12 protein-coding genes are annotated in these 13,248 nt (G+C 71.2%); 7 read left to right on the forward strand and 5 right to left on the reverse strand.

The window, feature by feature from the left end; genetic code table 11:
* Nucleotides 1-15 precede the first annotated feature (15 nt).
* Complete coding sequence (locus ABT114_RS00120; protein WP_351136826.1) at nucleotides 16-2,430, reverse strand: Tex family protein; 2,415 nt, start codon at nucleotides 2,428-2,430, stop codon at nucleotides 16-18.
* A gap of 192 nt (nucleotides 2,431-2,622) precedes the next feature.
* Between ABT114_RS00120 and ABT114_RS00125 the strand changes: the two genes are divergently transcribed.
* Entirely contained in the window at nucleotides 2,623-3,099 is a 477-nt protein-coding gene (locus ABT114_RS00125) for a DJ-1/PfpI family protein (protein WP_351136828.1), read from the forward strand.
* Here ABT114_RS00125 and ABT114_RS00130 read toward each other — a convergent pair.
* The gene (locus ABT114_RS00130) at nucleotides 3,086-3,835 is read right to left on the reverse strand and encodes an enoyl-CoA hydratase/isomerase family protein (RefSeq protein ID WP_351136830.1); all 750 of its coding nucleotides are present in this window, start codon (nucleotides 3,833-3,835) and stop codon (nucleotides 3,086-3,088) included. The genes ABT114_RS00125 and ABT114_RS00130 overlap by 14 nt on opposite strands.
* Before the next feature lie 257 nt (nucleotides 3,836-4,092).
* On the opposite strand from ABT114_RS00130, the gene ABT114_RS00135 reads away from it, so the two are divergent.
* The gene (locus ABT114_RS00135; RefSeq protein WP_351138146.1) at nucleotides 4,093-4,614 is read left to right on the forward strand and encodes an ATP-binding protein; all 522 of its coding nucleotides are present in this window, start codon (nucleotides 4,093-4,095) and stop codon (nucleotides 4,612-4,614) included.
* A 9-nt stretch (nucleotides 4,615-4,623) separates the two neighbouring features.
* Here the strand turns inward: ABT114_RS00135 and idi are convergent, their stop codons facing one another.
* The 3 genes from idi to galE all read right to left on the reverse strand — a co-directional run bounded on the left by idi (nucleotide 4,624) and on the right by galE (nucleotide 7,625).
* Nucleotides 4,624-5,217, reverse strand: a complete 594-nt coding sequence (gene idi / locus ABT114_RS00140) for an isopentenyl-diphosphate Delta-isomerase (protein WP_351136832.1) — start codon at nucleotides 5,215-5,217, stop codon at nucleotides 4,624-4,626.
* 357 nt (nucleotides 5,218-5,574) lie between these two features.
* Nucleotides 5,575-6,519, reverse strand: coding sequence for a cation diffusion facilitator family transporter (locus tag ABT114_RS00145; protein WP_351136834.1), 945 nt, complete (start codon nucleotides 6,517-6,519; stop codon nucleotides 5,575-5,577).
* 134 nt (nucleotides 6,520-6,653) lie between these two features.
* The gene (gene galE, locus ABT114_RS00150) at nucleotides 6,654-7,625 is read right to left on the reverse strand and encodes a UDP-glucose 4-epimerase GalE (RefSeq protein WP_351136836.1); all 972 of its coding nucleotides are present in this window, start codon (nucleotides 7,623-7,625) and stop codon (nucleotides 6,654-6,656) included.
* A gap of 288 nt (nucleotides 7,626-7,913) precedes the next feature.
* Here galE and ABT114_RS00155 point away from each other — a divergent pair, with 288 nt between their 5' ends.
* From ABT114_RS00155 to ABT114_RS00175, 5 genes are read left to right on the forward strand one after another with little or no spacing between them, the layout of a single operon-like run.
* Nucleotides 7,914-9,743, forward strand: a complete 1,830-nt coding sequence (locus ABT114_RS00155) for a DUF5941 domain-containing protein (RefSeq protein ID WP_351136838.1) — start codon at nucleotides 7,914-7,916, stop codon at nucleotides 9,741-9,743.
* Nucleotides 9,740-10,492 (forward strand): phosphocholine cytidylyltransferase family protein, encoded by a 753-nt coding sequence (locus tag ABT114_RS00160; protein WP_351136840.1) that lies wholly within the window; start codon nucleotides 9,740-9,742, stop codon nucleotides 10,490-10,492. The genes ABT114_RS00155 and ABT114_RS00160 overlap by 4 nt, the downstream gene beginning before the upstream one ends.
* Nucleotides 10,480-11,541, forward strand: a complete 1,062-nt coding sequence (locus tag ABT114_RS00165; RefSeq protein ID WP_351136842.1) for an iron-containing alcohol dehydrogenase family protein — start codon at nucleotides 10,480-10,482, stop codon at nucleotides 11,539-11,541. The genes ABT114_RS00160 and ABT114_RS00165 overlap by 13 nt, the downstream gene beginning before the upstream one ends.
* Entirely contained in the window at nucleotides 11,519-12,298 is a 780-nt protein-coding gene (locus ABT114_RS00170; RefSeq protein WP_351136844.1) for a CDP-alcohol phosphatidyltransferase family protein, read from the forward strand. Before ABT114_RS00165 ends, ABT114_RS00170 begins: the two co-directional genes overlap by 23 nt.
* A 5-nt stretch (nucleotides 12,299-12,303) precedes the next feature.
* Nucleotides 12,304-13,176 (forward strand): glycosyltransferase family 2 protein, encoded by an 873-nt coding sequence (locus ABT114_RS00175; protein WP_351138148.1) that lies wholly within the window; start codon nucleotides 12,304-12,306, stop codon nucleotides 13,174-13,176.
* The last annotated feature ends 72 nt before the right edge of the window (nucleotides 13,177-13,248 follow it).

Consider the following 13,248-nt stretch of genomic DNA (forward strand, 5'->3'; position numbering starts at 1 on the left):
GCCGAGCCCGTCGGTTCAGCTCTTGCCCTTCTTCTGGTCCAGCAGCCCCGCCCGGCGCAGTGCGTCGGCCATCGCGCTGTTGGCCGGGGCGGGTGCCTGACGGGCACCGCCGCCCCCGCCACGCCCCTGCCGCTGCTGGCCCTGCCCCTGGCCCTGCCCCTGCCGCTGTTGCTGCTGCCGCTGCTGAGGCGGACGCCCGCCCCGCTGCTGACGGCCTCCACCGGAGGGCCGCTCGCTGTCCTGCGCCGCCGCCTCGTCGTCCAGCCGCAGCGTCAGTGAGATCCGCTTCCGCGGAATGTCCACGTCGAGGACCTTCACCTTGACGATGTCGCCGGGCTTCACGACGTCCCGCGGGTCCTTGACGAACGTCTTCGACAGCGCGGAGACGTGCGCCAGACCGTCCTGATGGACGCCGACGTCGATGAACGCCCCGAAGGCCGCCACGTTCGTCACGACGCCCTCCAGGATCATCCCCGACACCAGGTCGGAGATCTTCTCCACGCCCTCCTTGAAGGTGGCCGTCTTGAAGGCGGGCCGTGGGTCGCGCCCCGGCTTCTCCAGCTCCTTGAGGATGTCGGTCACCGTCGGCAGACCGAACGTCTCGTCCACGAAGTCGCTCGGCTTCATCGACCGCAGCACGGACGTGTTGCCGACGAGCGAGGCCACTTCCTGGCCCGAGGTCTTCACCATGCGCCGCACCACCGGATACGCCTCCGGGTGCACGCTGGACGCGTCCAGCGGGTCGTCGCCGCCCCGGATCCGCAGGAAGCCCGCGCACTGCTCGTACGCCTTGGGGCCGAGCCGGGCCACGCCCTTCAGCTGGGAACGGGACTTGAACGGGCCGTTCGCATCCCGGTGGGCCACGATGTTCTCGGCCAGCCCGGAGGAGATCCCGGACACGCGCGAGAGCAGCGGGGCGGATGCCGTGTTCACGTCCACGCCGACGCCGTTCACACAGTCCTCGACCACCGCGTCCAGCGAACGCGACAGCTTCACCTCGGACAGGTCGTGCTGGTACTGGCCGACACCGATCGACTTCGGGTCGATCTTCACCAGCTCGGCCAGCGGGTCCTGGAGCCGGCGCGCGATGGAGACCGCGCCGCGCAGCGACACGTCCATGTCGGGCAGCTCCTGCGAGGCGAAGGCGGAGGCCGAGTACACGGACGCGCCCGCCTCGGACACCATCACCTTGGTGAGCTTCAACTCCGGGTGCTTGGTGATGAGTTCCCCGGCGAGTTTGTCGGTCTCGCGGGACGCCGTGCCGTTGCCGATGGCGATCAGCTCGACCGTGTGCTCCTTGGCGAGCCGGGCGAGCTTGGCGACGGCCTCGTCCCACTTGTTGGCCGGGACGTGAGGGTAGATGACATCGGTCGCCACCACCTTGCCGGTCGCGTCGACCACGGCCACCTTCACGCCCGTACGGAAACCGGGGTCCAGGCCCAGCGTCGCGCGCGTGCCCGCCGGAGCGGCCAGCAGCAGGTCCCGCAGGTTCGCCGCGAAGACGTTGACCGCCTCGTCCTCGGCGGCCGTACGCAGCCGCAGCCTCAGGTCGATGCCGAGGTGGACCAGGAGGCGGGTGCGCCAGGCCCAGCGGACCGTGTCCGTGAGCCACTTGTCGCCGGGGCGCCCGCGGTCGCCGATCCCGAAGCGGTGCGCGACGATGCCCTCGTACGACGAAGGACCCTCCGTCGGCTCCTCGGGCTCCAGGACGAGGTCGAGGACCTCCTCCTTCTCGCCGCGCAGCATCGCCAGGATGCGGTGCGAGGGCAGCTCGGTGAACGGCTCGGCGAAGTCGAAGTAGTCGGCGAACTTGGCGCCCGCCTCCTCCTTGCCGTCCCGCACCTTGGCGGCGAGGCGGCCACGCACCCACATGCGCTCGCGCAGCTCGCCGATGAGGTCGGCGTCCTCCGAGAACCGCTCGGTGAGGATCGCTCGGGCGCCGTCCAGCGCGGCCTGCGGATCGGCCACGCCCTTGTCGGCGTCGACGAACGCGGCGGCCGCGGCGAGCGGTTCCACGGTCGGGTCGCCGAGCAGACCTTCCGCGAGCGGCTCGAGGCCCGCCTCGCGCGCGATCTGCGCCTTGGTGCGCCGCTTGGGCTTGTACGGCAGGTAGATGTCCTCCAGGCGTGCCTTGGTCTCGGCACCCCGGATCTGCGCCTGAAGTTCCTCGGTGAGCTTGCCCTGCTCGCGCACCGACTCCAGGATCGCCGTCCGCCGCTCCTCCAGCTCCCGCAGATAGCGCAGCCGCTCCTCGATCGTGCGCAACTGCGCGTCGTCGAGCATCTCGGTCGCTTCCTTGCGGTAGCGGGCGACGAAGGGCACCGTCGAACCGCCGTCGAGCAGCTCCACGGCAGCCTTGACCTGCCGCTCCCGTACGCCGAGCTCCTCGGCGATCCTGCCTTCGATGGACCCTACGAGGGGTGTCGTCACGATCCCGTACCGCCTTCTCCACTGAGGTTGCGCGGCAATTGTGGCAGGTGGCACCGACAACGGGGGATCAGGGCGGGGTGACGGAGCGGCGCTGCGTCGAATCCTCCCTGGCAGGACGCCGGCACGTCGATGGCAGGAAAGGTGGGGAACCCGTCATTGCGGCCATCCTCGGGCCCGCCGAGAATCGATCGCATGGCGCAGCGAACCGTTCTCGTCGTCCTCTTCGACGGCGTGCAGAGCCTCGATGTCACCGGCCCCGTGGAGGTCTTCGCGGGCGCCGAGAAGCACATCCCGGGCACCTACCGCATCCGTACCGCATCGCTGGACGGTGCCCCCGTGCGCACCTCCAGCGGCCTGACCCTCGTACCCGACGGGGCCCTCACGGACGTCTGTGCCCCGCACACGCTCCTCCTGAAGCGCTTCGGCGCCGAGCCCACGGGGGAGCGGGTCGTGTTCGACGGCAAGTACGTCACCGCCGCCGGTGTCTCCTCCGGCATCGACATGGGGCTCACCCTGCTGGGCAGGATCGCGGGCGACGAATACGCCCAGGCCGTCCAACTGGCGACCGAGTACGACCCGCAGCCGCCCTACGACGCGGGCTCCCCCGAGAAGGCACCCGCGCACATCGTCGCCGAGCTGCGCGCGCGGAGCCGGTTCATCCTGACGTAGTCCAGGTGAAGCGCGGCTGCCTGCGCTCCAGGAACGCGGCGACGCCCTCCGCGGTGTCGCCGCTGTCGCGCGCCCGCTCCGCCCAGTAGGTGTCGCGGTCGGTGTGTCCGTTCGCGAACTCCTTCGCCGCGGCCTGCGTCAGCTGCGAGCGCGACGCCAGGATCCGGGTGAACTCCGCGACCCGCTTGTCGAGTTCACCCGCGGGCAGCACCTCGTCGACCAGACCCGTGCGCAGCGCCCGCACCGTGTCGATCAACTCGCCGGAGAACAGCAGGTACTTGGTGGCGGCCGGACCGACCAGCGACGCCAATCTCCTGGTGGAGGAGGCGGGATACACGATCCCCAGCTTCGCCGGCGTCACCCCGAACAGCGCGCCCTCCTCCGCGAACCGCAGATCGCAGGCCGCCGCGAGCTGCGAGCCCCCGCCCACACAGTGCCCCCGCACCGCTGCCAGCGTCGGCTTCGGGAAAGCGGCCAGCGCCTCCTCGGCGAGCACGGCCAGCCGCTGCGCCTCCTCGGGCGAACCCTGGAGCGTGGAGATGTCGGCCCCCGCGCAGAACGTGCCCCCCTCCCCGGTCAGCACCAGGGTCCGTACGCCGGGATCGGCGGCCAGGGCGTCCAGCAGCGGGGGCAGCGCCCGCCACATCGCGGCCGTCATGGCGTTGCGCTTGGCCGGATGGTGGATGACGACGGTGGCGACCGACTCGGTGACGCTGTGCAGCAACTGGGGCTCCATGCGGCGGATGCTAGCCGCAGACGTGGAACGCGTGATCAATCAGGGGGCCGGTGCCGGCCACCGAACCCGTACAACCCGAATAGTTCGCGAAGTCGGCGCGATCAGGACAGCATCGGTCTCGCAACCGACCATGTCGTGCTCCAGCGGTCAGAAGTGCTCGATAATCGCTGACTTATGGCCAGTTCTCCGGTGCGGAGCGGTGCGTTACCAACACTCGACGTGTGGTGACAATCGAGCGTAAGGGTGGCGACCGGACGATGGAGAACCACGGGCGCGGGACCGGCCCACGCCCAGGAGGCGCACCGGAAGGCGCGGCAGACGAACGCCTCGAACCGAGAGTGCCGGATCCGCTGCCGTACGAAGGCGTCTGGCGGTTCACCGCCCCCGCCGTCGACGCCTCGGTCCCGCAGGCGCGGCACGCCGTGCGGGACCTGCTGTACCGCCAGGGCGTACCGGTCTCCGACGACCTGGTCCAGGGCCTGCTGCTGATCGTCTCGGAGCTGGTGACCAACGCCGTCAAGCACGCGGCGCTGCTGTCGCCGATGCTCGCCGTGGAGGTGGCCGTCGGAGCCGAGTGGGTGCGGGTGTCGGTGGAGGACAACCACCCCTACCGCCCGACGGCCCTGGAGGCCGACCACGCTCAGGTCGGCGGCCGCGGTCTGCTCCTGGTCCGCGAGATCACCCGGGAGGCGGGCGGGGTGTGTGACGTCGAGCACACGTCGAGCGGCGGCAAGGTGATCTGGGCCGCCCTGCCGCTCAAACCCGTCCGGCTGATCTGACCGCGGGGCTCACCAGCCGGCCGACGGTCCCGTCAGTTCCCTGACCGCGGGCCTGGCCGCGTCCAGCACGGTCATGAACCAGGCGGAGAACGGGTCCTTCGCATGCCGTTCCGCCAGCTCGGCCGGGGTCACGAAGACCGTGTCGCCGACCTCCTCCGGGTCCGGCCGCAGCGAGGACTGCACCAGGCCGACGAACAGGTGGTTGTACTCCTGCTCGACCAGGCCCGACGCCGGGTCCGGGTGGTTGTAGCGGACGGTGCCCGCCTCCGCGAGCAGTGTCGGCGAGACACCGAGCTCCTCGTAGGTCCGTCGCGCCGCCGCCGCGAACGGCGCCTCACCGGGGTAGGGGTGGCCGCAGCAGGTGTTGGACCACACACCGGGGGAGTGGTACTTGCCCAGCGCCCGCTGCTGGAGCAGCAGCCGGCCGTGCTCGTCGAAGAGGAACACGGAGAAGGCGCGGTGCAGCTGTCCCGGCGGCTGATGGGCGGCGAGCTTCTCCGCGGTGCCGATCGTCACACCGTTCTCGTCGACCAGTTCCAGCAAAATCGCGTCCGCGGTTCCGTTCGACGAGCTGTGCGTCGCGGTGGCAGGTGTGATCGGCATACCCATCCTTAGCATCGGTCCTCGCGCCCCAAGTCTGCCGTACGAATCCGGCACTCCCGGCACTTCGCGGCACGACCGCATGTCCCGCGTGGGGCGCGGGGGTGCGGCCGGCACCGGTCGGACACCGGGAGGCGGGGCCCGATAGGTGATCGTGCCCGGCGGGGCGGACGGAGAACCGTCCGGGCCGGAGCCGTGCGAACGTCGGCTGGAGACGCGGGGAATCTTCGGGCTGGGGACCCGCGGAAACTCGGGTCGGCGACTCAGGGAAACGTCGGGTGGGACCCTCAGGGAAACCTCGGGTCGTGGACTCAAGGACGCCGGTGTGCGCCGGACCGCTGCGTTCCGCGGCGGCCGGTCTCAGCGGCACAGCCGCGCCTCGTGCTCCGCGTGCCCGCCCGGCTCCAGCTGGAAGGTGCAGTGCGCCACGTCGAAGTGGTCGCCCAGGCAGCCCTGGAGCTCGTGGAGCATCTTCTCGTGGCCGATCGCGCTCAGCACGTCGGAACGCACCACGACGTGCGCGGACAGCACCGGCATACCGGACGTGATCGTCCAGGCGTGCAGGTCGTGGACGTCCTCGACACCGTCCAGCGCGAGGATGTGAGCGCGCACCTCCGCCATGTCGACGTCCTTCGGCGCCGCCTCCAGCAGCACGTCGAGGGTTTCGCGCAGCAGCTTCACCGTCCGCGGCACGATCATCAGGCCGATCACGAGCGAGGCGATCGGGTCGGCCGCCTGCCAGCCGGTGGTGAGGATCACCACCGCCGAGATGATCACCGCCACGGAACCCAGCGCGTCCGCCGCCACCTCCAGGAAGGCGCCGCGCACGTTCAGGCTTTCCTTCTGGCCGCGCATCAGCAGCGTCAGCGAGATCGTGTTGGCGACCAGACCGATCAGACCGAACACGATCATCAGCCCGCCCTCGGTGTCGGCGGGGGTGAAGAACCGCTGGATCGCCTCGTACAGGACGTAGCCGCCGACGCCGAGCAGCAGCAGGCAGTTGGCGAGCGCGGCGAGGATCTCGGCGCGGGCGTACCCGAAGGTGCGGCGGGCGCTCGGCGGCCGGTTCGCCACGTGGATGGCCACCAGAGCCATGCCCAGGCCCAGCGCGTCCGTCGCCATGTGCGCCGCGTCCGCGATCAGCGCCAGGGAGTCCGCGAGCACCCCGCCGACGATCTCGACGACCATGACGCCGAGCGTGATCGACAGGGCGACGAGCAGCCGTCCCCGGTATGCGGCGGCCGCCGTGCCGGTGACCGGTGCGCCGTGTCCGTGCGCATGCCCGTGATCGTGCCCAGCCCCCATGGAAAACGCCTCCTGTGATCCGCCCGGGATCACAGTGAACTACGGGTGGGAGGTATCGGGCAACGCGGCACTGAACACCGTTGTCATGTGCCCTGACCTGCGTAAACGAAGCGCAGGTCAGGGCCTGTGAGGCCTCAGCGGCCGTGGTGCAGCAGCCACCCCTGCCATGCCGACTCGACCATCTCGCGCGCCCCACGCCGGGCCGTCCAGCCCAGCTCCTGGGCGGCCCGGGCGGCCGAGGCGACCGCGCGCGGGGCGTCCCCGGGGCGCCGCGCCTCGACGAGGGCCGGACGGGAGTCGCCGCTGACCTCGCCGATGAGCGTGACCAGCTCGCGCACGGAGACGCCCTCGCCCCGGCCGATGTTCACCGTCAGATCGCCCGCCGCTCCGGGCGCGGACAGCCGGCGGGCGGCCGCGAGGTGTGCCTCCGCCAGATCGGCGACGTGGATGTAGTCACGGACGCAGGTGCCGTCGGGTGTCGGATAGTCGTCGCCGAAGATCCGCGGGGCCTCGTCCCGGGTGAGCCGGTCGAACACCATGGGGACGATGTTGAAGACGCCGGTGTCGGCCAGCTCCGGCGCCGCCGCGCCCGCCACGTTGAAGTAGCGCAGGCACGCCGTCGCGATGCCGTGCGCCCGGCCCGCCGCCCGCACCAGCCACTCCCCGGCCAGCTTGGTCTCGCCGTAGGGGTTCACCGGAGCGCACGGAGTGTCCTCCGTGATGAGGTCCACATCCGGGTTTCCGTAGACGGCCGCGGACGACGAGAACAGGAACCGTTCGATTCCGGCCCCGGCGACCGCCCCCAGCAGCGTGGCGAGACCGCCCACGTTCTCCTGGTAGTAGCGGGTCGGCTGGGCGACGGACTCGGCCACCTGCTTGCGGGCCGCGAGGTGCACCACACCCGTCACCGCGTGCTCGGCGAAGACCCGCTTCAGCAGGTCGCCGTCGCGCGCCGAGCCCTCGACGAGCGGGATGCCCGCCGGAAGCCGCGTGGGCACCCCCGCGGAGAGGTCGTCCAGCGCCACGACGTGCTCTCCGGCCTCGGCCATGGCCCGTGCCACATGCGCCCCGATGTATCCGGCTCCGCCGGTGATCAGCCATGTCATGGTCGTCCACCCTATGCCGGACGGCGCGGCGCTTCGCGATGTCCCCGATGCCCGGTCTGCGGGCGCGGGTTTGTGGGCCGGGCTGCCCATCACCCATGATGATCTCGGCAAAGGCAGGCAAAGACCAGGGCAGACCGCGTCGATCGGACCGTGAACGGGCGGTGAACACGGCCTTCCCGGCATCCGATAGCCTCTGCCGACATGCCGCCCGCCTGGTGCAGCCAAGGGGCGCCCCCATCGCGCACACGACCGACGCGGACGCGTCGGCACCCAGGGAGTGAGTTTCGGTTGTCGACCGCCATCCTCACCGGCCAGCCGGTCCCCGGATCGTCGATCGAGACCGATCTGCGGTCACTGGGCTTCGATGTCCGGGTCGCCTCCGACGCCGCCGACGCGGAGACCCTCCTCGCCCAGGTTCCGGGTGAGCAGCGGGTCGCCGTCGTCGACGCCCGCTTCGTGGGCCATGTCCACGCGCTGCGTCTGGGCCTCACCGACCCCCGCTTCCCGCTCGCCGCGGTGCCGGGCGCCGTGACCGCCCAGCCCGCGGGCCGCCAGGCCCTGACCCGCGCCGTGGCCCGGGAGAACTCCGCGAGCGGCGGTACGGCGCGTGGGGGTGCCCCCGCGCGAGCGCAGTCGAGCGTGGGGGACGTCGACAGCCTCGCCGACCGCATCGTCACCGCCCTGGACGCCGACGGCGCCGACGTCCGCCGCCCCGAGCTCGGCAGCCTCGTCGCCGCGGTCCCCGCCGACCCGCAGGCCCGCAACGAGGCACGGCAGGCCGTCGCCGCCGTCGACGAGGAGGCCGTACGCCTGAAGTCGGCCGTGAAGGCCCGCGACGGCTTCTTCACCACGTTCTTCATCAGCCCGTACTCGCGCTACATCGCCCGCTGGTGCGCCCGCCGCGGCCTCACCCCGAACCAGGTCACCACCGCCTCGCTGATCACCGCGCTGATCGCGGCGGGCTGCGCGGCCACCGGCACCCGGGGCGGCTTCGTCGCGGCCGGCGTCCTGCTGATCGCCTCCTTCGTGCTGGACTGCACCGACGGCCAGCTCGCCCGCTACTCGCTGCAGTACTCGACGCTCGGCGCCTGGCTGGACGCGACCTTCGACCGGGCCAAGGAGTACGCCTACTACGCCGGCCTCGCCCTGGGCGCGGCCCGTGGTGGCGACGACGTCTGGGCCCTCGCCCTGGGCGCGATGGTCCTGCAGGCCTGCCGGCACGTCGTCGACTTCTCCTTCAACGAGGCGAACCACGACGCCGACGCCAACACCAGTCCCACCGCCGCTCTCTCCGACAAGCTGGACAGCGTCGGCTGGACGGTCTGGGTGCGGCGGATGATAGTCCTGCCCATCGGTGAACGATGGGCGATGATCGCCGTCCTGACCGCGGCCACCACTCCGCGCATCACCTTCTACGCACTGCTCGTCGGCTGCGCCTTCGCCGCCACGTACACCACGGCGGGCCGTCTGCTGCGGTCGGTCACGCGCAAGGCGCGGCGCACCGACCGGGCGGCGCAGGCGCTGACCGACCTCGCCGACAGCGGGCCCCTGGCCGAGTTGCTCGTGCGCGTCCTGCCGGCCGGTGTACGTATTCCGGCCCCCCTCACCGCCGTCGTCGGCGGCGTCCTGCTGGTGCTCGCGGCCTGGCTCGACGGGCCGGGCCTCTCGCTCGTCGGGGCCGCCGTCGTGTACGTCCTGCTGTCCGCCGACGCCGTCGCCCGCCCCCTCAAGGGCGCCCTCGACTGGCTGGTCCCCCCGTTCTTCCGCGCCGCCGAGTACGGCACCGTCCTGATCCTCGCCGCGCAGGCGGACGTGAACGGGGCGCTACCGGCGGCTTTCGGGCTGGTAGCCGCCGTCGCCTACCATCACTACGACACGGTGTACCGCATCCGCGGCAACGCCGGAGCGCCGTCAGCCTGGCTGGTGCGCGCCATAGGGGGGCAGGAGGGGCGGACGCTGCTCGTCGCCGTACTGGCCACGTTGCTCACCGCCACGCAGTTCAAGGTCGCGCTCACGGTGCTCGCCGTGGTCGTCGCCCTCGTGGTGCTCGTCGAGAGCATCCGCTTCTGGGTGTCCTCCGGGGCCCCCGCCGTACACGATGAAGGAGAACCCGCATGATCGGCCTCGTGCTGGCGGCCGGCGCCGGACGGCGTCTGCGCCCCTACACCGACAGCCTGCCGAAGGCGCTGGTGCCGGTGGGGCCCGCGGGCATAGAGGGCGAACCCACGGTGCTGGACCTGACGCTCGGCAACTTCGCCGAGATCGGTCTGACCGAGGTCGCGATCATCGTCGGCTACCGCAAGGAGGCCGTGTACGAGCGCAAGGCGGCCCTGGAGCAGAAGTACGGCCTGAAGCTCACCCTCATCGACAACGACAAGGCCGAGGAGTGGAACAACGCCTACTCCCTGTGGTGCGGCCGTGACGCCCTCAAGGACGGCGTGATCCTCGCCAACGGCGACACCGTCCACCCGGTCTCCGTGGAGAAGACGCTGCTCGCCGCCCGCGGCGACGGCAAGAAGATCATCCTCGCCCTGGACACCGTGAAGTCGCTGGCCGACGAGGAGATGAAGGTCGTCGTCGACGCCGACAAGGGCATGACGAAGATCACCAAGCTGATGGACCCCGCCGAAGCGACCGGCGAGTACATCGGCGTCACCCTGATCGAGGGCGACGCCGCTCCCGAGCTCGCCGACGCGCTGAAGGCCGTCTGGGAGACCGACCCGCAGCAGTTCTACGAGCACGGCTACCAGGAACTCGTGAACCGCGGCTTCCGGATCGACGTGGCGCCGATCGGCGACATCAAGTGGGTCGAGATCGACAACCACGACGATCTGGCCAAGGGGCGGGAGATCGCGTGCCTGTACTGACGAGGCTCATCCCCTCGCCGGTCGTCGTGGACATCCGCCCGGGTGCCCTCGACGACCTGGGCTCCGTGCTCGCCGACGAGCGCGTCTCGCACTCCGGCAAGCTCGCCGTCGCGGTCAGCAACGGGTCGGGATCGAGGCTGCGCGAGCGCATCGCGCCCTCGCTGCCCGGCGCCACCTGGTACGAGGTCGGCGGCGGCACCCTCGACGACGCGATCCGGCTGGCCGGCGACATGAAGGCCGGTCACTACGACGCGGTCGTCGGCCTCGGCGGCGGCAAGATCATCGACTGTGCCAAGTTCGCCGCGGCGCGTGTCGGTCTGCCGCTGGTCGCCGTGCCCACGAACCTTGCGCACGACGGCCTGTGCTCGCCGGTCGCCACCCTCGACAACGACGCGGGCCGCGGTTCCTACGGTGTGCCGAACCCGATCGCGGTCGTCATCGACCTCGACGTCATCCGCGAGGCCCCGGCCCGCTTCGTACGGGCCGGCATCGGCGACGCCGTGTCCAACATCTCGGCGATCGCGGACTGGGAGCTCGCCAACCGCGTCAAGGGCGAGAAGATCGACGGCCTCGCCGCCGCCATGGCCCGCCAGGCGGGCGAGGCGGTGCTCCGGCACCCGGGCGGCATCGGCGACAACGACTTTCTCCAGGTGCTGGCCGAGGCGCTGGTCCTCAGCGGCATCGCGATGTCGGTGTCGGGCGACTCCCGCCCGTCCTCCGGCGCGTGCCACGAGATCAACCACGCCTTCGACCTGCTGTTCCCCAAGCGGGCGGCCGCCCACGGCGAGCAGTGCGGACTGGGCGCGGCCTTCGCGATGTACCTGCGCGGCGCCCACGAGGCGTCGGCCCACATGGCCGAGGTGCTGCGTCGGCACGGGCTGCCGGTGCTCCCGGAGGAGATCGGCTTCACCACGGACGAGTTCGTCCGGGTCGTCGAGTTCGCCCCGGAGACCCGGCCCGGCCGCTACACGATCCTCGAACACCTCGACCTCAAGACCGAACAGATCAAGGACATCTACGCCGACTATGTCAAGGCCATCGGTAGCTGAACTCCGCCCGGTCGTCCATCCCGAAGGGGTGAAGGACCGGCGCAGCGGTGAGCACTGGATGGGACGCCTCTACATGCGTGAGGTGTCCCTGCGGGTCGACCGCTACCTGGTGAACACCAGGGTCACGCCCAACCAGCTCACGTACCTGATGACTGTCTTCGGCGTGCTCGCGGCCCCGGCCCTGCTGGTGCCGGGGATCGCGGGCGCCGTGCTCGGCGTGGTGTGTGTCCAGCTGTACCTGCTGCTGGACTGCGTCGACGGCGAGATCGCGCGCTGGAAGAAGCAGTTCTCGCTCGGCGGGGTCTACCTGGACCGGGTCGGTGCCTACCTGACCGACGCCGCGGTGCTCGTCGGCTTCGGCCTGCGCGCCGCCGATCTGTGGGGCTCCGGGCGGATCGACTGGCTCTGGGCGTTCCTCGGCACCCTGGCCGCCCTCGGCGCGATCCTGATCAAGGCCGAGACCGACCTCGTGGGCGTCGCCCGCCACCAGGGCGGGCTGCCACCCGTCAAGGAGGCGGCGTCCGAGCCGCGCTCGTCCGGCATGGCACTGGCCCGCCGGGCCGCAGGGGCGCTGAAGTTCCACCGGCTGGTGCTGGGCATCGAGGCGTCCCTGCTGATCCTGGTCCTGGCGGTCGTGGACCAGGTCCGCGGCGACCTGTTCTTCTCCCGGCTGGGCGTCGCGGTGCTGGCCGGCATCGCGCTCCTGCAGACCGTGCTGCACCTGGTGTCCATCCTCGCCTCGAGCAGGCTCCGGTGAGCGGCATGAAGGTCGGCGCGGTCATCATCACCATGGGCAACCGTCCCGACGAGCTCAGGGCCCTGATCGACTCGGTCGCCAAGCAGGAGGGCGACCGCGTCGAGGTGGTCGTCGTCGGCAACGGCTCACCCGTACCGGACGTCCCTGAAGGCGTGCGCACGGTGGAGCTGCCCGAGAACCTCGGTATTCCCGGCGGTCGCAACGTCGGCATCGAGGCCTTCGGCCCCAGCGGCCGCGACGTCGACGTATTGCTCTTCCTCGACGACGACGGACTCCTCGCCCAGCACGACACCGCCGAGCTGTGCCGGCAGGCCTTCGAGGCCGACCCCAAGCTCGGCATCATCAGCTTCCGCATCGCCGACCCGGAGACCGGAGTCACCCAGCGCCGGCACGTGCCGCGACTGCGCGCCGCCGACCCGATGCGCTCCTCCCGGGTCACCACCTTCCTCGGCGGCGCCAACGCCGTCCGTACGAAGGTCTTCGCTGAAGCCGGCGGGCTCCCGGACGAGTTCTTCTACGCCCACGAGGAAACCGACCTGGCATGGCGGGCCCTCGACGCGGGCTGGATGATCGACTACCGGTCCGACATGGTGCTGTACCACCCGACGACCGCGCCCTCGCGGCACGCGGTCTACCACCGCATGGTCGCCCGCAACCGCGTCTGGCTGGCCCGCCGCAACCTGCCCGCGCCCCTGGTCCCGGTCTACCTCGGCGTCTGGCTGCTGCTGACGCTGCTGCGCCGCCCCTCGCGGTCGGCCCTGAAGGCCTGGTTCGGTGGATTCAGGGAGGGCTGGACCACATCCTGCGGCCCCCGTCGGCCCATGAAGTGGCGTACGGTGTGGCGGCTGACCCGACTGGGCCGGCCCCCGGTCATCTGACAAGCTCGTTCCTGAGAGCATGCGGGCCGTGCACGGCCCGGGCTCGTGCCAGGCCCGCACAGGCTGAGCATC

Origin of the sequence: Streptomyces sp. NPDC002088, assembly GCF_040296605.1 — a bacterium.
Classification (GTDB): Bacteria; Actinomycetota; Actinomycetes; order Streptomycetales; family Streptomycetaceae; genus Streptomyces.